General features: G+C 59.6%; 19 protein-coding genes. 10 read left to right on the forward strand and 9 right to left on the reverse strand.

The annotated features are described in order from the left end of the window. Positions 1-41: 41 nt before the first annotated feature. Positions 42-944, reverse strand: a complete 903-nt coding sequence (locus QRD42_RS15240; protein ID WP_321987537.1) for a LysR family transcriptional regulator — start codon at positions 942-944, stop codon at positions 42-44. A gap of 97 nt (positions 945-1041) precedes the next feature. Here QRD42_RS15240 and QRD42_RS15245 point away from each other — a divergent pair, with 97 nt between their 5' ends. Beyond that, complete coding sequence (locus QRD42_RS15245; protein ID WP_321987538.1) at positions 1042-1821, forward strand: SDR family oxidoreductase; 780 nt, start codon at positions 1042-1044, stop codon at positions 1819-1821. Position 1822: 1 nt separating this feature from the next. Here the strand turns inward: QRD42_RS15245 and QRD42_RS15250 are convergent, their stop codons facing one another. From QRD42_RS15250 to pspA, 6 genes are all read right to left on the reverse strand, one after another. Beyond that, positions 1823-2878, reverse strand: a complete 1056-nt coding sequence (locus QRD42_RS15250; protein WP_321987539.1) for a YcjF family protein — start codon at positions 2876-2878, stop codon at positions 1823-1825. Next, positions 2875-4272, reverse strand: a complete 1398-nt coding sequence (locus tag QRD42_RS15255; RefSeq protein WP_321987540.1) for a YcjX family protein — start codon at positions 4270-4272, stop codon at positions 2875-2877. Before QRD42_RS15255 ends, QRD42_RS15250 begins: the two co-directional genes overlap by 4 nt. Positions 4273-4401: 129 nt before the next feature. Next, positions 4402-4644 (reverse strand): phage shock protein PspD, encoded by a 243-nt coding sequence (gene pspD / locus QRD42_RS15260; RefSeq protein WP_072568592.1) that lies wholly within the window; start codon positions 4642-4644, stop codon positions 4402-4404. Positions 4645-4671: 27 nt separating this feature from the next. Next, entirely contained in the window at positions 4672-5031 is a 360-nt protein-coding gene (gene pspC / locus QRD42_RS15265) for an envelope stress response membrane protein PspC (protein WP_072568593.1), read from the reverse strand. After that, positions 5031-5255, reverse strand: coding sequence for an envelope stress response membrane protein PspB (pspB, locus tag QRD42_RS15270; RefSeq protein ID WP_072568594.1), 225 nt, complete (start codon positions 5253-5255; stop codon positions 5031-5033). The genes pspC and pspB overlap by 1 nt, the downstream gene beginning before the upstream one ends. Before the next feature lie 50 nt (positions 5256-5305). Then, on the reverse strand, positions 5306-5974 hold the full coding sequence (gene pspA, locus QRD42_RS15275) for a phage shock protein PspA (protein ID WP_318375509.1): 669 nt from the start codon (positions 5972-5974) through the stop codon (positions 5306-5308). Positions 5975-6126: 152 nt separating this feature from the next. On the opposite strand from pspA, the gene pspF reads away from it, so the two are divergent. After that, entirely contained in the window at positions 6127-7116 is a 990-nt protein-coding gene (pspF, locus tag QRD42_RS15280) for a phage shock protein operon transcriptional activator (RefSeq protein ID WP_321987541.1), read from the forward strand. A 3-nt stretch (positions 7117-7119) separates the two neighbouring features. On the opposite strand, the gene yajD is transcribed toward pspF, so the two are convergent. Then, a complete protein-coding gene (gene yajD / locus QRD42_RS15285) occupies positions 7120-7464 on the reverse strand; it encodes an HNH nuclease YajD (protein ID WP_072568597.1) in 345 nt (114 codons plus the stop codon). A 41-nt stretch (positions 7465-7505) separates the two neighbouring features. Next, complete coding sequence (locus QRD42_RS15290) at positions 7506-8414, reverse strand: LysR family transcriptional regulator (RefSeq protein ID WP_321987542.1); 909 nt, start codon at positions 8412-8414, stop codon at positions 7506-7508. A gap of 147 nt (positions 8415-8561) precedes the next feature. On the opposite strand from QRD42_RS15290, the gene QRD42_RS15295 reads away from it, so the two are divergent. The 8 genes from QRD42_RS15295 to QRD42_RS15330 all read left to right on the forward strand — a co-directional run bounded on the left by QRD42_RS15295 (position 8562) and on the right by QRD42_RS15330 (position 17606). After that, on the forward strand, positions 8562-9944 hold the full coding sequence (locus QRD42_RS15295) for an MFS transporter (protein ID WP_321987543.1): 1383 nt from the start codon (positions 8562-8564) through the stop codon (positions 9942-9944). 99 nt (positions 9945-10043) lie between these two features. Beyond that, positions 10044-11690 (forward strand): ABC transporter substrate-binding protein SapA, encoded by a 1647-nt coding sequence (sapA, locus tag QRD42_RS15300; RefSeq protein WP_321987544.1) that lies wholly within the window; start codon positions 10044-10046, stop codon positions 11688-11690. Next, positions 11687-12652: a putrescine export ABC transporter permease SapB gene (gene sapB, locus QRD42_RS15305; protein ID WP_321987545.1), complete on the forward strand. Its 966-nt coding sequence runs from the start codon at positions 11687-11689 to the stop codon at positions 12650-12652. Before sapA ends, sapB begins: the two co-directional genes overlap by 4 nt. Beyond that, positions 12639-13529, forward strand: a complete 891-nt coding sequence (gene sapC, locus QRD42_RS15310; protein WP_072568601.1) for a putrescine export ABC transporter permease SapC — start codon at positions 12639-12641, stop codon at positions 13527-13529. The genes sapB and sapC overlap by 14 nt, the downstream gene beginning before the upstream one ends. Next, entirely contained in the window at positions 13529-14521 is a 993-nt protein-coding gene (sapD, locus tag QRD42_RS15315) for a putrescine export ABC transporter ATP-binding protein SapD (protein ID WP_072568602.1), read from the forward strand. Before sapC ends, sapD begins: the two co-directional genes overlap by 1 nt. Position 14522: 1 nt before the next feature. After that, positions 14523-15329, forward strand: a complete 807-nt coding sequence (gene sapF, locus QRD42_RS15320; RefSeq protein ID WP_321987546.1) for a putrescine export ABC transporter ATP-binding protein SapF — start codon at positions 14523-14525, stop codon at positions 15327-15329. Between the two features lie 158 nt (positions 15330-15487). Further along, positions 15488-16276, forward strand: coding sequence for an enoyl-ACP reductase FabI (gene fabI / locus QRD42_RS15325; RefSeq protein ID WP_072568604.1), 789 nt, complete (start codon positions 15488-15490; stop codon positions 16274-16276). 181 nt (positions 16277-16457) lie between these two features. Continuing rightward, entirely contained in the window at positions 16458-17606 is a 1149-nt protein-coding gene (locus tag QRD42_RS15330; protein ID WP_321987547.1) for a carboxymuconolactone decarboxylase family protein, read from the forward strand. The last annotated feature ends 54 nt before the right edge of the window (positions 17607-17660 follow it).

Below are 17660 nucleotides of genomic sequence, written 5' to 3' on the forward strand. Positions count from 1 at the left end.
GCCTGACGGAAAAACAGGCACTCACGCGTAAAGTTATAGGTTCAGGGCGTGTTCTGCGTCAGCTCACGAGCCAGCGCGAGGAAGGCAGCCAGCCCCGCCGACGGATGACGCCGTCCAGGATAATAGAGACACAATCCGGGGAACGGCGGCGTCCACTCCTCCAGCAGGCGCACCAGCCGTCCGGCGCGCAGGTCATCAATAATGTCCTGTTCCAGAAAGAAGCCGATGCCGACATCCTGCAATACCTCCGCCCGCACCAGCGAGGCCTCGTCCAGCGTTAGCGGCCCGCGCACCTCCGGCAGCACGACCTCGCCCTGCTTTTCCAGATGCCAGCGATACAGAGATCCATCGGGTAAACGTACCCGAATACAGGAGTGCGCCAGTAAATCCATGGGTTTGAGGGGACGGGGATGTCGGGCCAGATAGGCGGGGGACGCCACCACCGCAAAGCGCTGCGGTTGCCCCAGCGAGACGGCAATCATATCAGCGGGGATCAGATCGGCGACCCGCACGCCGATATCAAAGCCTTCCGCCACAATGTCGACGAGTTTGCCTTCGGTGACCAGATCCACATGCATTTCCGGAAAGCGACGCAAAAACTCCAGCACAATGCTATTGAGCAGCGTACGGGCGGCAAAGGGCGGCGCGTTAATGCGCAACACGCCCGTCGGGGTTTCCCGCCGGGAACGCACCGCGTCCAGCGCGTCATGCACGCCCTGCAACGACGGCCCCATGCGCTCAATAAAAAGCCGCCCGGCATCGGTCAGCGCCACGCTGCGGGTAGTGCGATTGAACAGCCGCACACCCAGAGTGGCCTCGAATTTTGCCACCATATGACTCAGTGCCGTAGTGGATACGCCCAGTTCAATAGCCGCCGCCCGGAATGTTCCCCGGCGGGCAATAGCCATCACTGCGTCCAGATCTGACAGTGCAATACGTGACATTATCCCGCTCCTTTCATCACGGCATCCCGGTTTGTCCCGATTGTTTAAATTATAAAGCCTTCTTAAAGTGAACGGACACACTACAGGAGAAAAACGTATGCATGATTTTCTGGCACTGACTGACAAACGTGTCCTGATCACCTCTGGCACTAAAGGCGCAGGCGCGGCAACCGTAGCGCTGTTTCGCGAGCTGGGCGCGCAGGTGATGACCTGCGCCCGCCATCATCCGGACGATCAGGCGAGCGATCTGTTTGTCGTCGCCGATCTCACCACCGAAGCGGGATGCGCGCAGCTGGCAGAGGCAGTACAGCAACGGCTGGGGGGCGTGGACGTCATCGTGCATATGCTGGGCGGCTCCTCATCGCCAGCCGGAGGGTTTGCAGCGCTTGACGACGCGCAATGGCAGCGGGAGCTGGCGCTCAATCTTTTCCCTGCCGTCCGGCTGGATCGTCTGCTGGCGCCGGGCATGGTGAGTCAGGGCAGCGGTGTGATCGTTCATGTTTCGTCTATTCAGCGCACATTGCCATTACCGGAGGCCACCACCGCTTACGCCGCTGCGAAAGCCGCACTGTCCGTCTACAGCAAAAGTTTGTCCAAAGAGATATCGCCGAAAGGCGTGCGGGTAGTGAGCGTGTCGCCGGGGTGGATTGAAACCGAAGCTGCCGTGCGTCTGGCAGAACGGCTGGCGGTGCAGGCAGGAACTGATTATGACGGCGGTAAAAAAATCATTATGGATGCGCTGGGGGGTATTCCGCTGGGACGTCCAACGCGGCCGGGGGAAGTCGCGAGCCTGATTGCGTTCCTGGCCTCCGATCGCGCCGCCGCCATTAACGGCACCGAGTACGTTATTGACGGCGGTACCATCCCGACGGCGTAAATCAGGCCGCCGGTTTGCCCTTTTGCAGCGTCTCTTTCATCTGGCTGATGAGCTGACGGCGGAAATCGCCAAGGCGCGGTTTGTCGTCGTCGATCCACGGCAGCGGGCGGCACAGTTCCATTGCTTTAATACCCAGACGCGCCGTGAGTAACCCCGCGCCGATCCCCTGCGCGGCACGGGCGGAAAGCCGCGCCGCCAGATCCTGCGACACCCAGTCCATGCCAACTTCCCGCACCAGTTCACTGGCCCCGGCGAAGGCGATATTCAGCAGCACCAGACGGAACAGGCGCAGACGACTGTAATACCCCAGCTCAATGCCGTACAGCCGGGCGATACGGTTGATCAGCCGGATATTGCGCCAGGCGATAAACGCCATGTCCACCAGCGCCAGCGGGCTGACGGCGATCATCAGGGTGGATTCCGCCGCCGAGCGGCTGATCTCCCGCCGCGCCTGGGCATCAAGCACCGGCTGCACCAGATGGGCATACAGGGTGACGATCTCGCGATCGCTTTGGGTTTCATGAATGGCGGCGTACCAGCGCTGGAGCGCCGGATGGGATTTATCAATGCCCGCCTGCTGCGCCAGTTTTTCGCAGAAAGCCCGCCCCCTGCCCGCGCCGTGGCTGTGCAGCAGATCGCGCGCTTCATCCCGCTCCTGCGCCCGTTCCCGCAGCCGCCACAGCCGACGCCATTCAGTGGCCACCGATCCGACGCCAGCGCCGATGATCAGCGCCCCTGCGGCACAGCCGCCGAGCGCCACCCAGTCCTGCGTCTGCCAGGCGTGCATTGTCCACTGTACGCCCTGGCCAACCACGCTTACGCCGAACAGCGCCAGACCGGCCATCACCATTTTGCGCCACAGGCTGCGGCGCGGACGCAGCGCCGCGTCAATCACCGCTTCGGGCTTGTCATCCACGAGTAGCGTCTCATCGGTGACGGCTGGCGAGAAATTATCGGCTTCCGGCCCGGCGAACGTCTGCGCGGTTTTGAACGTCTCCGCCTGCTCTGACTCCAGCGGACCGGCAAAGTCGATGCGCGGTTTTAAAGGTTCGTTCATCGCAGTTTATCTCCTATTAAAAACTCCAGCGCCGCATCCAGACGGATATGCGGCAGCGGTTTGTCCACATCCATGACCTGCGGGCGAAACGCCTCAAACTGAAAGCCCTGTTTTTCCCAGAAGGCCTGCCCCGGCAGCCGCGCCGGAACTTCGCCGGGATAGACCGTCAGCGGCGCGCCATCGCTTAACCGGTTGCCGCGCAGGGCGGGAATTTTCTCGCCCCTGACGTCAATCAGCCCGCTTTGCGTCGCCTGCACGGCGGCAAGCCCCATGCAGTCCATACTGATACCTTCAAAGGCGGCGTTTTGCCAGGCGTCCTGGATCAGCTGCTGCAACAGCGACACCATATTGGCGTGCTGGTCGAGGGTCACATGGTCGGCTTTGGTGGCGGCGAACAGGAGTTTGTCGATCACCGGCGAGAACAGACGGCGGAACAGCGTGCGCTGTCCGTAATGAAAACTCTGCATTAACTGCGTGAGCGCGAGGCGCATATCATTAAACGCCTGCGGCCCGCTGTTCAGCGGTTGCAGACAGTCGACCAGCACGATTTGCCGGTCAAAGCGCAGGAAGTAATTTTTATAAAAGCCCTTCACCACTTTTTCGCAGTAGTAGTTGTAGCGCTCGCGCAGCATACCGGCGTTGGTGCTTTTATCCGCCTGCGCCAGTTTCGCTTCGCCGCTGGCGTCCACGTCCGGCCACGGAAAGAATTGCAGCGCGGGGGCACCGGCCATATCGCCGGGCAGCACAAAACGTCCCGGCTGAATAAAATGCAGCCCCTGCTGTTTGCACTGGTGCAGATAGTCGGTCCAGGCGGCGGCGATTTCCGCCAGGCGGTTTTCATCGGCGGGCGCCAGCGGATCGAGACCGTCGCACAGTTGCCGCCAGCGGGCAGACCACTCTTTTCTGTGACCCTGTAACAAACCGGTCATTTGTCGCGACCAGGTCAGGTAATCCTGCGCCAGCATCGGCAGATCCAGCAGCCATTCACCTGGATAATCGACGATTTCCAGATACAGCGTGGACGTGTCTTTAAAATGGCGCAGCAGGGAGTCATTTGAACGATAGCGCAGCGCAAGGCGCATCTCACTGACGCCACGCGTCGGCGTCGGCCAGTCCGGCGGCGTGCCGTAAAGCTGGGCGATGCCTTCATCATAGGTGAAGCGCTGAATGCCAAAATCCCGCTGCGGCACCCGTTTCACGCCAAGCAGCCGTTCTTCACGCACGGCGCTGAGCAGCGGCAGACGCGCGCCGTTGTGGACATTTAACAGCTGATTGACCATGGCGGTAATAAAAGCGGTTTTCCCGCTGCGGCTAAGACCGGTCACTGCCAGCCGCAAATGGCGATCCACGCCGCGATTTACCAGAGCACTGAATTCGTTTTTTATTCTGTTCATAAGCATCCAGGTTGCATGAGGGATCCAGAACGTACAGATCAGAAGGTTTCACTACATGAGAAGCAGTATGCCATTAAAAACGGGGGAATTGAGAGGTCGGGATGAAAGGCTTCACCCCGACAAAAGCCGTTAACGAACGGGTTTAACAGGTTTGTTGTTAAAACGGGCGGAAACTTTGCGCGCCATGCGTGACAGCAGAGGTTCCAGCACCAGCGCCAACAACATTTTTGCCGGACGACGGGCAACGGATTTCACCGCCCACCCCGCCACACCGGCCGGACCGTAACGCAGCGCTGTCAACAGCACCAGTTTTCCGGCGATTTTCAGACCGGGTTTCATTTTTTGTCCTGCCTGTTGCCAATTACGCGCCATCAGAAACCTCATTCGTTAAACAGTTAATTATAGCTGGCGAAAACGGCTGCGCAGGGAGAAGGTGTCAGAGGTGACATAGCGCTCCATGTCGCGCAGACGCTTCTCGCCCGCGGCCAGCTCGGCATCGACCGCATCCAGCAATTCGCCGCTGGTGGGCACCGCCTCGCCGTCGGCCAGATTATCCGGCATCGGGTCAAGCATGAATGTCATGATGATGTAGGCCACCACCACAAAGAAAAACAGCCCGAAAAACATCGCCAGCACGGTGATCAGGCGAACCAGTTTGACCGGCACGTCGAAGTAGTGCGCCACGCCGGCGCAGACCCCTTTCACCATGCCCTGCTGCGGCATACGCCAGAGCTTTTTATTCAAATCTAATCCAGCCATTAGCGATCCCTCCAGTTCGGATGTTCAGCATCCAGGATAGATTCCAGCGCCTGGATGCGTTCGCGCATACGTTGTGCGTCGGCATTCAACTGCGCCAGGCGTTGCTGTTCGCTTTGCGACAGCGCGTTGCGGGACGACCGGTTGTTGTAATGCAGCCACAGCCAGATGGGCAGCACGAACAAAATAAACAGCGTCAGGGGAATAGCCAGAAACAGCGCGCTCATGTGTACTCCTTACAGGTGAGGTAAAGGCGCGCTCAGGCGCCTTATCGTTATTATTGAAGATCCTGTTTCATTTTTGCTTTCAGCTGCGCCAGCTGCTCGCTGATGGCGTCGTCGGCTTTCAGTTCCGCAAACTCCTGATCCAGCGATTTCTGCTTACCGAAAGCATGGCTTTCCGCCTCGGCTTCCATGTGGTCGATACGACGCTCGAAAGATTCAAAACGCGCCATCGCTTCGTCGATTTTGCCGCTGTCGAGCTGGCGTCGCACATCACGGGACGAGCTGGCCGCCTGGTGGCGCAGCGTCAGCGCCTGCTGGCGGGCGCGGGTTTCGCTGAGTTTGTTCTCAAGCTCGCCGATCTCTTTCTTCATGCGCACCAGCGTATCATCCACCAGCGTCACTTCATGTTCGAGGGTGGCGATCACGTCAGTTAATTTCTGTTTTTCGATCAGCGCCGCACGGGCCAGATCATCTTTTTCTTTACGCAGCGCCAGTTCCGCTTTTTCCTGCCACTCTGCCTGCTGGGCGGTGGCCTGTTCAATACGGCGTGACAGCTGTTTCTTTTCAGCCAGCGCACGGGCTGAGGTGGAGCGAACTTCGACCAGCGTGTCTTCCATTTCCTGGATCATCAGACGCACTAATTTTTGCGGGTCTTCAGCCTTTTCCAGCAGTGAGTTGATGTTGGCGTTCACGATGTCGGCGAAACGAGAAAAAATACCCATAATTCAGTCCTCATATTTTCTGTTATCGGGCCAGGCCCTGCTGATTGAGTAATACAATTCTCGTGCCAGCTTTTTATCTCACTGATAATAAAGGAAATGATTAATTTTACCGCAGCGGTGAAATGGGTTAGAGTGGTGAAATACACCAACCATTGGCGAATTTCATCATGGCGGAATACAAAGATAATCTTCTTGGCGAAGCAAACAGCTTTATCGATGTGCTGGAGCAGGTTTCCCGTCTGGCGCCGCTGAATAAACCGGTGCTGATCATCGGCGAGCGCGGCACCGGCAAGGAGCTGATAGCCAACCGCCTGCACTTTCTCTCTTCCCGCTGGGACGGGCCCTTTATTTCGCTTAACTGTGCCGCGCTGAATGAAAATCTGCTGGATACCGAGCTGTTTGGCCATGAAGCCGGGGCTTTTACCGGCGCGCAGAAACGCCATCCGGGACGCTTTGAACGCGCCGACGGCGGCACGCTGTTTCTCGATGAGCTGGCGACCGCGCCTATGCTGGTGCAGGAAAAACTGCTGCGCGTGATCGAATACGGCGAGCTGGAGCGCGTCGGCGGCAGCCGTCCGTTACAGGTGAACGTACGGCTGGTGTGCGCCACTAACGCCGATTTACCACAGATGGTGGAGAATGAAACCTTCCGCGCCGACCTGCTCGACCGGCTGGCCTTTGATGTGGTGCAACTGCCGCCGCTGCGCGAACGGCAAAGCGACATCATGCTGATGGCCGATCACTTTGCCATTCAGATGTGCCGCGAACTGGGGCTGCCGCTGTTTCCGGGCTTTACCGAACGCGCCCGCGATACGCTGCTGGGCTACCGCTGGCCGGGGAATATTCGTGAACTGAAAAACGTTGTCGAGCGCTCGGTGTACCGCCACGGCAGCAGCGATACGCCCCTTGATGAGATTATTATCGATCCCTTTCACCGCGTCCCGTCGCCGGTCAGATCAACGACGGATAGCGAAGCGCTGCCCGCCCTGCCGCTGGATCTGCGCCAGTTTCAGCAATCCCAGGAAAAAGCGCTGCTGGAAAGCAGCCTGCAACAGGCGAAATTTAACCAGAAACGCGCGGCGGAACTGCTGGGACTGACTTACCATCAGCTGCGCGCGCTGCTGAAAAAGCACGCGCTGTAAGGGCTATTTTTTATTCATCATCGCTTTCAGATCGGCGAAAGGATTATATTTCGCCTCGCCGACATCTTTCTGCGCATCTTCCCCGGCGATCACCGTTGAGCCGTACTGATCCGCCTCGGTGTATTTCGAGTGCTCATGATCGTGGCAGTACAGGCACAATAGCTCCCAGTTGCTGCCGTCCGGCGGGTTGTTGGTATGATCGTGATCGATATGGTGCACCGTTAACTCACGCAGGTTTGAGTAGACAAATTCGCGGGAGCACCGGCCGCACACCCACGGATAGATCTTTAACGCACGTTCCCGGTAATCCACTTCCAGGCGGGCATAGTTCTTCGGAATAATAGCCATCGCGGCAATCCTTTTGGTCACAGAGATAGACCACCATAATATCAGGCGGGGGCGTGTTTGCGGCAAATATCCCGCACAAACTCCCGCAACCAGCGATGACCGGCATCGGCTTCCATACGGGGATGCCACATCTGGGAAATGGTGATCGGGCGGGTTTCTACCGGCAGCGCAAAGGTGTGCAGCCTTGCCGCCTGCTGGTGGATCAGAAAAGAGGCAGGCACCAGCGCCACCAGATCAGACGCCTGGGCCACCGCCAGCGCCGCCGGAAAGCCGGGCACCACGGCGGCGATATGGCGTTCGAGACCAAGCGCCGCCAGCGCCTCATCCACCGGCCCGCCCGCCTTGCCGCGCCGTGACGCCACCACGTGACCCTGGGCGATATACTCCTCCACGCTGACCTCCGGCCTGGCGGCCAGCGGGTGCCCGTGCCTGACCACGCCAACAAAACGATCGCGAAACAGCGCCTGAATGCGGATCTCCGGCCCCATATCACCAAGCACGCCGATTTCCAGATCAATCTGCCCTTCCCGCAGGGGCGCGGCATTTTTCGCAAGCTTAGGCGCAAAACACAATCGCACCTGCGGGGCCTGTTGTGCGGCGGCGACAATCAGCTTTGGCCCGAACGCCTCCACAAAGCCGTCGTTAGCCCGCAGGGTAAAGGTGCGGCGGTAAGTGGTTAAATCCAGCTTCTCCGCCGCCGGACGCAGCACGGCCAGCGCATCAAACACCGTCTGCCGGGTGCGCTCGCGCACCGCACCGGCATAAGGCGTCAGCACCATATGGCGTCCGGCGCGCACCAGCAGCGGATCGCCGGTAACCGTCCGCAGACGGCTGAGGGTGCGGCTCATCGCCGATTCACTGAGGCCAAGCCGCCGGGCCGCCCCCGCCACGCTGGCTTCCGCCAGCAGCGCATCAAGGGCGATCAGTAAGTTCAGATCCGGTTGGTTCATGTCAGCCTTTCCTTATTTCCCCGCTCATCAATCGCACTATAACAGGCGTCCGGTGCAGGTTATAACTGCAATTGCTGCGTCTTCCGCCGGGTGTGGTACGCCGGTAGGCTGTCAGCAGATGACAATGCGCTTAACAAGGTGAATACGATGGAACTCTTTTCTGACAAAGCGGGCGACGAAGGCTTACCCGGACGCCCGCGTGCGCTGGCAATGGCGGCGGTGATGACCTCCACCACCATGGCGGTGTTTGACGGATCAATGGTGAATATCGCCCTGCCGCAGATCGCCGCTGCGCTTAAGGTTGCTGCCCCGGCGGCGGTGTGGGTGGCGAACGGTTATTTGCTGGCGGCGGCGATGACGCTGGCGATTTTCGCCGCGCTGGCGAACCGCTTTGGTTTTCGTCTGCTGTTTGCCTGTGGGCTTGGCCTGTTTACGGTGGCCTCGCTGGGATGCACCCTGTCCTCCTCCCTGACGGCGCTGACCAGCTGGCGTATTGTGCAGGGGATCGGCGGGGCCGCGACCCTGAGCATCGCGCCTGCGATCCTGCGCTCCATCTTTCCCGACCGGCTGCTCGGCCGCATTCTTGGGCTGCATGCGTTGCTCATCGCCGCCAGCACCGCGCTGGCCCCGCTGCTTGGCGGCACGCTGCTGGCGACGCTGAGCTGGCGCTGGCTGTTTGCCGTTAATCTGCCGCTCGGCGTGATGGCCCTGGCGTTAACCCTGCGAACGATCCCCGGCAAAAAAGCGCCGCAGCGCGAACCCTTTGACGCCGCGGGCGCGCTGCTGTCGGCGATAATGCTCGGCGCGCTGATCATGACCGCCAGCACCTTTGCCCGGCCGGAGAAAGACGACGGTATGCTGATAACCGCCCTGGCATACGGACTGCTCGCCATTGTCGCAGGCGTGCTGTTCGTCTGGCGGCAACAGCGCGCGCCAAACCCGCTGCTGCCGCTGGCGATGTTCTCATCAATGCGTTTTTCTCTGGCGGCGCTCACCTCGCTGGCATCCTTCGTCAGCCAGGGGATGACCTTCGTCGCGCTGCCGTTTTTATTCCAGAGCCTCTACGGTTACAGCGCCTTTGAATCGGCGCTGCTGTTTACTCCCTGGCCGCTGGGCATCGTTCTGGCCGCGCCGCACGCCGGACGTTTTGCGGATCGCCATTCCCCCGCGCTTATCTCCACCGTCGGCCTGTGTGTGTTTGCCGCAGGTCTGGTCCTGCTGGCGCTGTTGCCGGATCACGCCCCGATGTGGGACATCGGCGTGCGCAGTTTTGTGTGTGGCCTGGGGTTTGGCTGTTTTCAGAGCCCGAACAACCGGGAAATGCTGGCGAACGTCTCGCGGGAGAACAGCGGCTATGCCTCCGGCGTGCTGGCGATCGTGCGTACCTTCGGACAATGTCTGGGCGCGGCGCTGGTCGGCGTGTTGCTGTCGCTGTCCGGTGATGCGCTGGCGGTACACCTCAGTTTGTGGGTGGCGGCGATGGCGACGGCGGTGGCGCTGCTGTTCAGCGTTAGTCGCCTGAGAAAGTGACGCGTTTGATGACTTTTCCGCCAGTTATCCGCAGACATTTTTACGCGGCGGCGTTAAGTGCGATACACTTTGCAGATCAGTCTTAAAACCAAAGAAATTATGCGCCTAATTTTATCGTCTCTGCTGATGAGCGCCGGTCTGTTAAGCGGACTGGCGCAGGCCGAGCCTGTGCCGCCCGCCGCCCGCGATATTCGTGACAGCGGCTTTGTGTACTGCGTGAACGGTCAGGTGAACACCTTTAACCCGCAAAAAGCCAGCAGCGGCCTGATTGTCGACACCCTCGCCGCCCAGCTTTACGATCGTCTGCTGGATGTCGATCCCTATACCTACCGGCTGGTGCCGGAGCTGGCGGAAAGCTGGGAAGTGCTGGACAACGGCGCGACTTACCGTTTTCGCCTGCGCAACGACGTGTCCTTCCAGACCACCGCGTGGTTTAAACCCACCCGTAAGCTGAATGCGGACGATGTGACCTTTACCTTCCAGCGTATTTTCGACCGCAAACATCCGTGGCATAACATTAACGGCAGCAGCTTCCCCTATTTCGACAGCCTGCAATTCGCCGATACCGTGGAGAGCGTGCGCAAAATCGACAACCGCACCGTGGAGTTTCGTCTGCGCCAGCCGGATGCATCTTTCCTCTGGCATCTGGCAACCCATTACGCGTCGGTGATGTCAGCAGAGTACGCCGCGGATCTGGCGAAGAACGACCATCAGGAGCTACTGGATCGCCAGCCGGTCGGCACCGGCCCGTTCCAGCTCGGCGATTACCGCGCCGGGCAGTATATTCGGTTACAACGTCACGAACGATTCTGGCGCGGCACGCCGCTGATGCCGCAGGTGGTGGTCGATCTCGGCTCCGGCGGCACCGGACGGTTATCCAAACTGCTGACCGGCGAATGCGATGTGCTGGCCTGGCCCGCCGCCAGCCAGCTTACCAGCCTGCGTGACGATCCGCGTCTGCGCCTGACGCTGCGACCCGGCATGAACATCGCTTATCTGGCGTTTAATACCGACAAGCCGCCGCTGAATAATCCGCAGGTGCGCCACGCACTGGCGCTGGCGATTAATAATCAGCGGCTGATGCAGTCCATTTACTATGGCACCGCAGAAACCGCCGCGTCGATTTTGCCCCGCGCCTCCTGGGCCTATGATAACGAAGCGAAAATTACCGAATACAATCCCGATGAAGCGCGCGCACGGCTTAAAGCGCTGGGACTGGAAAACATGACCCTTGAGCTGTGGGTGCCGACCAGCTCCCAGGCCTGGAACCCCAGCCCGTTGAAAACGGCAGAGCTGATCCAGGCGGATATGGCGCAGGTGGGCGTGACGGTGAAGATCGTGCCGGTAGAGGGCCGTTTCCAGGAGGCGCGTCTGATGGACATGAATCATGATCTCACCCTTTCCGGCTGGTCAACGGACAGTAACGATCCGGACAGTTTCTTCCGTCCGCTGTTGAGCTGCGCGGCGATCGAATCGCAGACCAACTTCGCCCACTGGTGCCACCGTGAATTCGATAACGTGTTGCAAAAAGCCCTGCGTTCGCAGCAGCTGGCGTCGCGCATTGAGGCTTACGACGAGGCGCAAACCATTCTCGCCCGTGAACTGCCGGTGCTGCCACTGGCCTCCTCACTGCGCTTACAGGCGTATCGGTACGATATGAAAGGCCTGGTGTTGAGTCCCTTTGGTAACGCCTCTTTTGCGGGCGTGTCGCGTGAAAAAGAGCATTCTGAGGATAAACAGCCATGATCATTTTTACGCTGCGGCGCATACTTCTGCTGATGGTCACGCTGTTTTTGCTGACCTTTGTCGCCTTCAGCCTGAGCTATTTTACGCCCCATGCGCCGCTGTCAGGGGCGTCACTGTGGAACGCCTGGGCGTTCTGGTTTAACGGCGTGCTGCACTGGGACTTTGGTGTCTCCAGCATTAACGGCCAGCTGATTTCCGAACAGTTAAAAGATGTGTTTCCGGCCACCATGGAGCTGTGCATTCTGGCCTTCACCTTTGCGCTGGTGCTCGGCATTCCCGTCGGTATGCTGGCGGGAATTTCGCGCAATAAATGGCAGGATAAATTTATCAGCGCGCTGGCGCTGCTCGGCTTTTCCATTCCGGTGTTCTGGCTGGCGCTGCTGCTGACGCTGTTTTTCTCGCTCACCCTTGGCTGGCTGCCGGTGTCCGGACGCTTTGATCTGCTCTATGAAGTGAAAACCGTGACCGGCTTTGCCATTATTGACGCCTGGCTGTCGGATTCGCCCTGGCGTGATGAGATGATCATGAGCGCCCTGCGCCATATGGTGCTGCCGGTGCTGACGCTGGCGGTGGCTCCGACCACAGAAGTGATCCGCCTGATGCGCATCAGCACCATCGATGTGTTTGAGCAGAATTATATTAAAGCCGCGGCCACTCGCGGCGTGTCGCGGCTGACGATTTTGCGCCGCCATGTGCTGCACAACGCCCTGCCGCCAGTGATCCCGCGTCTCGGTTTGCAGTTCTCCACCATGCTGACGCTGGCGATGATCACCGAAATGGTGTTCAGCTGGCCGGGGCTGGGACGCTGGATGATCAACGCTATCCGCCAGCAGGATTACGCGGCGATTTCCGCAGGCGTAATGGTGATTGGCGCACTGGTGATCATCGTGAACGTGATTTCTGACATTGTGGGCGCGCTGGCGAACCCCTTGAAACATAAGGAATGGTATGCCCTCCGATAACGTCTACAGCGAAAAGCGCGCCCCCGGCGCGCTGCGCAACGTCTGGCGCAAGTTTTACAGCGATACCGCGGCGATGGTCGGTCTGTACGGCTGCGCGGGTCTGATGCTGCTGTGCCTGTTTGGCGCCTGGTTTGCGCCTTATGGCATCGATCAGCAGTTCCTGGGCTATCAGCTGCTGCCGCCGTCCTGGTCACGCTACGGCGAAGTGTCGTTTTTCCTTGGCACTGACGATCTGGGGCGCGATGTATTGAGCCGTCTGCTCAGCGGCGCGGCCCCGACGGTGGGCGGCGCGTTTCTGGTGACCCTCGCGGCAACCCTGTGCGGGCTGGTGCTGGGCGTGGTCGCCGGGGCGACGCACGGGCTACGCTCGGCGGTGCTGAATCATATTCTGGATACGCTGTTGTCGATCCCTTCGCTGCTGCTGGCAATCATTGTGGTGGCGTTTTCCGGCCCACACCTCAGCCACGCGATGTTCGCCGTCTGGCTGGCGCTGCTGCCGCGCATGGTGCGCTCGGTCTACAGTCTGGTGCATGATGAGCTGGAAAAAGAGTACGTGGTTGCCGCCCGTCTGGATGGCGCGACGACAATGAACATTTTGTGGTTCGCCGTGCTGCCGAATATGACCGCCGGGCTGGTGACGGAAATTACCCGCGCCCTGTCGATGGCCATTCTGGATATTGCGGCGCTGGGCTTTCTCGATCTGGGGGCGCAACTGCCCTCCCCGGAATGGGGCGCGATGCTTGGCGACGCGCTGGAGCTGATTTATGTCGCGCCCTGGACAGTGATGCTGCCGGGCGTGGCGATCATGCTGAGCGTCTTGCTGGTTAACCTGCTGGGCGACGGGATCCGTCGTGCGGTCAATGCGGGGGTGGAATAATGCCGTTACTCGATATTCGTAATCTGACCATTGAGGTCAAAATTGGCGAGCAGTGGGTTCGCGCTGTTGACCGGGTGAGCATTACGCTGGCCGAAGGGGAGATCCGCGGGCTGGTGGGCGAATCCGGCTCCGGCAAAAGCCTGGTCGCGAAGGCGATTTGCGGCGTCAACAAAGATAACTGGCGCGTCACCGCCGACCGTATGCGTTTTGACGACATCGATCTGATGCGCCTCTCCGTGCGCGAGCGGCGTAAGCTGCTCGGCCATAACGTGTCGATGATCTTCCAGGAGCCGCAGTCCTGTCTCGATCCTTCCGAGCGCGTCGGCAAACAGCTAATGCAGAATATCTCCGGCTGGACCTATAAAGGCCGCTGGTGGCAGCGTTTCGGCTGGCGCAAACGCCGCGCCATCGAACTGCTGCACCGGGTGGGGATCAAAGATCATAAAGACGCGATGCGCAGCTTCCCCTACGAGCTGACCGAAGGCGAGTGCCAGAAAGTGATGATCGCCATTGCGCTGGCCAACCAGCCGCGTCTGCTGATCGCCGATGAGCCGACCAACGCCATGGAGCCAACCACCCAGGCGCAGATTTTCCGCCTGCTGTCCCGGCTTAATCAGAACAATAACACCACCATTTTGTTGATCAGCCATGACCTGCAAATGCTGAGCCAGTGGGCGGATCGCATTAACGTGATGTACTGCGGCCAGACGGTGGAAACCGCGCCGAGCGAGGATTTGATCAGCACGCCGCATCATCCTTATACCCAGGCGCTGATCCGCGCCATTCCTGATTTTGGCAGCCCGATGCCGCACAAAAGCCGTCTTAACACCCTGCCGGGAGCCATTCCGTTGCTTGAACAGTTACCGATAGGCTGTCGTCTGGGGCCGCGCTGCCCGTATGCGCAGCGTAAATGTATCGACACGCCGCGCCTCGCGGGGCCGAAAAACCATCTTTTCGCCTGTCATTTTCCCCTTAATATGGAGCGCGAATAAGATGCCGGAAACGCTGCTTGAAGTGCATAACCTGAGCAAAACCTTCCGTTACCGCACCGGCTGGTTCCGCCGTCAGACGCTGGAGGCGGTAAAACCGCTCAGCTTTACCCTGCGCGAGAAACAGACGCTGGCGATTATTGGCGAGAACGGCTCCGGCAAATCGACGCTGGCAAAAATGTTGGTGGGCATGACCGAGCCGACCACCGGCGAGCTGCGCATCAACGATCATCCTCTGCACTATGGCGATTACTCGTTCCGCAGCCAGCGCATCCGTATGATTTTTCAGGATCCCTCCACCTCGCTGAATCCGCGTTCGCGCGTTTCGCAGATCCTCGATTTTCCGCTGCGGCTGAACACCGATCTGACGCCGGAAGCGCGCCGCAAGCGCATCGCCGAAACGTTGCGCATGGTCGGGCTGCTGCCGGATCACGTCAGCTACTATCCGCACATGCTGGCCCCCGGCCAGAAACAGCGTCTGGGGCTGGCGCGCGCGCTGATCCTGCGTCCGCAGGTCATTATTGCCGATGAGGCGCTGGCCTCGCTGGACATGTCGATGCGCTCGCAGCTGATTAATCTGATGCTGGAGTTACAGGAAAAACACGGTATTTCATATATTTACGTGACCCAGCATATCGGCATGATGAAGCATATTAGCGACCAGGTGCTGGTAATGCACCAGGGCGAAGTGGTGGAGCGCGGCAGCACCGCCGACGTGCTGGCATCGCCGCTGCATGAGCTGACCCGGCGCTTGATTGCCGGGCATTTTGGCGAAGCCTTAACCGCTGACGCCTGGCGTAAAGATGTCTGACCTGGGGCGCAGCAGCGTACCGCGGGAAAAATAACGTGACAGATCCCATTGTCAGTGGGATATAATTTACCGTTAGTGTTGAATAATTGTGACTTAATAATCGTAACCTAATGATTATTAAGTCATAAAATGAGCAGAAACTATAAGGATTCAAAACTATGGGTTTTCTTACCGGTAAACGCATTCTGATTACTGGCGTTGCCAGTAAACTCTCCATTGCCTGGGGTATCGCGCAGGCAATGCATCGCGAAGGCGCAGAGCTGGCCTTTACCTACCAGAACGACAAGCTGAAAAGCCGTGTCGAAGGGTTCGCCGCTGACCTGGGCTCCAGCCTGGTACTGCCGTGCGACGTAGCGGAAGATGAGAGCATCGAAGCGCTGTTTACCGAACTGGCTAAAAGCTGGCCGAAATTCGACGGTTTCGTACACTCCATCGGTTTCGCACCGGGCGATCAGCTGGATGGCGACTACGTGAACGCCGTAACCCGTGATGGTTTTAAAATCGCGCACGACATCAGCTCCTACAGCTTTGTGGCTATGGCAAAAGCCTGTCGCGCAATGCTGAACCCGAACTCCGCCCTGCTGACCCTCTCCTACCTGGGCGCAGAGCGCGCTATCCCGAACTACAACGTGATGGGTCTGGCGAAAGCGTCTCTGGAAGCGAACGTGCGTTACATGGCGAACGCCATGGGCCCGGAAGGCGTGCGCGTAAACGCCATCTCTGCCGGTCCGATCCGCACCCTGGCGGCGTCTGGTATTAAAGACTTCCGTAAAATGCTGGCTCATTGCGAAGCGGTCACCCCGATCCGTCGCACTGTGACCATCGAAGATGTGGGCAACAGCGCCGCTTTCCTGTGCTCTGACCTCTCCGGCGGTATTTCGGGTGAAGTGGTTCACGTTGACGGCGGCTTCAGCATCGCCGCGATGAACGAACTGGAACTGAAATAATCCCCCTGACGCCCCTTCCGCCCGGAGGGGGTGTTTTCCCCGTTATGCCTTTCTGATCTTTGTTATCACCCAACAATATTTCATCCTCCTCCCCGCTTACGCCAGGATAATGCTGCGAAAAAGATCCGGCGCATCCTGATGTCACGTCTCCGGATCGTCACTTTCAGATCAAGGAACGCTCATGGAACAACGCCGTTTTTCCGGCAAAGGTCACTGGTATCATGAAACCCAGTCGAGTACCGGCCAGACTCCCGCGCTACCATTAGTTCCCGAAGCCGCCACCGTTAACGACCGCTTTTTGCTGGATTTACCGCTGACGAACGACATGCTGGCCGCCTGTGACTCCTGGCTACGCCCGGCACGCAATCTGTGCGCCCGTCTGTTTCCGCAGCAGGTAGCCGTGAGCCGCCTGCGCACCTTTACCGCTTACGACCGCCTCAGCACGGCGCTGACCGCAGCCCAGGTGTATGGCGTCCAGCGGCTGTGCAATCACTATGCCGCACGCCTCGCGCCGCTCAATGGCCCGGATCCCTCACGGGAAAGTAACCGCCGTCTGGCACAAATCACCCAGTACGCCCGGCAGCTCGCCAGCTCGCCGGAGGTGATTGATAACCGCGCCCGGCAGCAGCTTGATGAGGTTGGCCTGACCTGCGACGACATTATTCTGATGGATCAGATCATCGGCTTTATCGGTTTTCAGGCGCGCGTGGTCGCCGCGTTTCAGGCGATGCAGGGCATGCCGGTGCGCTGGCTGCCAGGCATGGAAATGCAGGCCTGGGCTGATGCAGAACGCTTTAGCGCCGGGGCTGACGGCTGGTCCGCGGCCTTCAGCGGCGTAGAACTGCGCCGCGCCAGCGCAAGCCAGCTGGAAGCCCATGCGCAATGGCAGACGCAGCCGGAGCTGCGCGTGCTGGCGGCGTCGCTGGCCCATGAGCATGTTGTGCTTAATGAACTTGGCGCGATCCTGGAAAGCGGTTTACGGGCTGAACTCCCTCCGGCGGTAGTGCAGCTGGTGGCGCAACTCACCGCGCGCATTAACGGCAGCGTGGACTGTTTTGCGGCCAGCGCGCAACGCGATGAGACGCTGCGCACCGCGTTGCAGGACGGTGAGCAGGCGCTGCTGGCATGGAGTCAGGACGACGCACAAACGCGGGCGGTTATTGTCGCCGTACAACTGCTGACCCGGGCGGCGGATCGCTTCAGCGCCGCGCAGTTTATTCCGCTTACCGAGCAGGGTTTTACCACCCATCAGGCGCTCTCGCTGCTGGCGTGGAGCGGGTTATGCGGCTGGCTGAACCGTCTGAAAATCGCGCTGGGTGAGCGCCAGTAACGCGAAAGAGCGCTTGCTGCGCCCCCCGTATTCGCGTAAAACTGTCAGCCGCTC

Origin of the sequence: Enterobacter sp. PGRG2, assembly GCF_030291195.1 — a bacterium.
Classification (GTDB): Bacteria; Pseudomonadota; Gammaproteobacteria; order Enterobacterales; family Enterobacteriaceae; genus Enterobacter_D.

Bases quoted from the DNA above. Each gene is read 5' to 3' on its own strand.
- QRD42_RS15255 (WP_321987540.1), bottom strand. From the start codon at position 4,272: ATGAACAGAATAAAAAACGAATTCAGTGCTCTGGTAAATCGCGGCGTG.
- sapC (WP_072568601.1), top strand. From the start codon at position 12,639: ATGCCCTCCGATAACGTCTACAGCGAAAAGCGCGCCCCCGGCGCGCTG.
- yajD (WP_072568597.1), bottom strand. From the start codon at position 7,464: ATGGCTATTATTCCGAAGAACTATGCCCGCCTGGAAGTGGATTACCGG.
- QRD42_RS15290 (WP_321987542.1), bottom strand. From the start codon at position 8,414: ATGAACCAACCGGATCTGAACTTACTGATCGCCCTTGATGCGCTGCTG.
- sapF (WP_321987546.1), top strand. From the start codon at position 14,523: ATGCCGGAAACGCTGCTTGAAGTGCATAACCTGAGCAAAACCTTCCGT.
- fabI (WP_072568604.1), top strand. From the start codon at position 15,488: ATGGGTTTTCTTACCGGTAAACGCATTCTGATTACTGGCGTTGCCAGT.
- sapA (WP_321987544.1), top strand. From the start codon at position 10,044: ATGCGCCTAATTTTATCGTCTCTGCTGATGAGCGCCGGTCTGTTAAGC.
- pspA (WP_318375509.1), bottom strand. From the start codon at position 5,974: ATGGGTATTTTTTCTCGTTTCGCCGACATCGTGAACGCCAACATCAAC.
- QRD42_RS15245 (WP_321987538.1), top strand. From the start codon at position 1,042: ATGCATGATTTTCTGGCACTGACTGACAAACGTGTCCTGATCACCTCT.
- pspD (WP_072568592.1), bottom strand. From the start codon at position 4,644: ATGGCGCGTAATTGGCAACAGGCAGGACAAAAAATGAAACCCGGTCTG.
- sapD (WP_072568602.1), top strand. From the start codon at position 13,529: ATGCCGTTACTCGATATTCGTAATCTGACCATTGAGGTCAAAATTGGC.
- QRD42_RS15295 (WP_321987543.1), top strand. From the start codon at position 8,562: ATGGAACTCTTTTCTGACAAAGCGGGCGACGAAGGCTTACCCGGACGC.
- pspB (WP_072568594.1), bottom strand. From the start codon at position 5,255: ATGAGCGCGCTGTTTCTGGCTATTCCCCTGACGCTGTTTATTTTGTTC.
- QRD42_RS15250 (WP_321987539.1), bottom strand. From the start codon at position 2,878: ATGAACGAACCTTTAAAACCGCGCATCGACTTTGCCGGTCCGCTGGAG.
- pspC (WP_072568593.1), bottom strand. From the start codon at position 5,031: ATGGCTGGATTAGATTTGAATAAAAAGCTCTGGCGTATGCCGCAGCAG.
- sapB (WP_321987545.1), top strand. From the start codon at position 11,687: ATGATCATTTTTACGCTGCGGCGCATACTTCTGCTGATGGTCACGCTG.
- QRD42_RS15240 (WP_321987537.1), bottom strand. From the start codon at position 944: ATGTCACGTATTGCACTGTCAGATCTGGACGCAGTGATGGCTATTGCC.
- QRD42_RS15330 (WP_321987547.1), top strand. From the start codon at position 16,458: ATGGAACAACGCCGTTTTTCCGGCAAAGGTCACTGGTATCATGAAACC.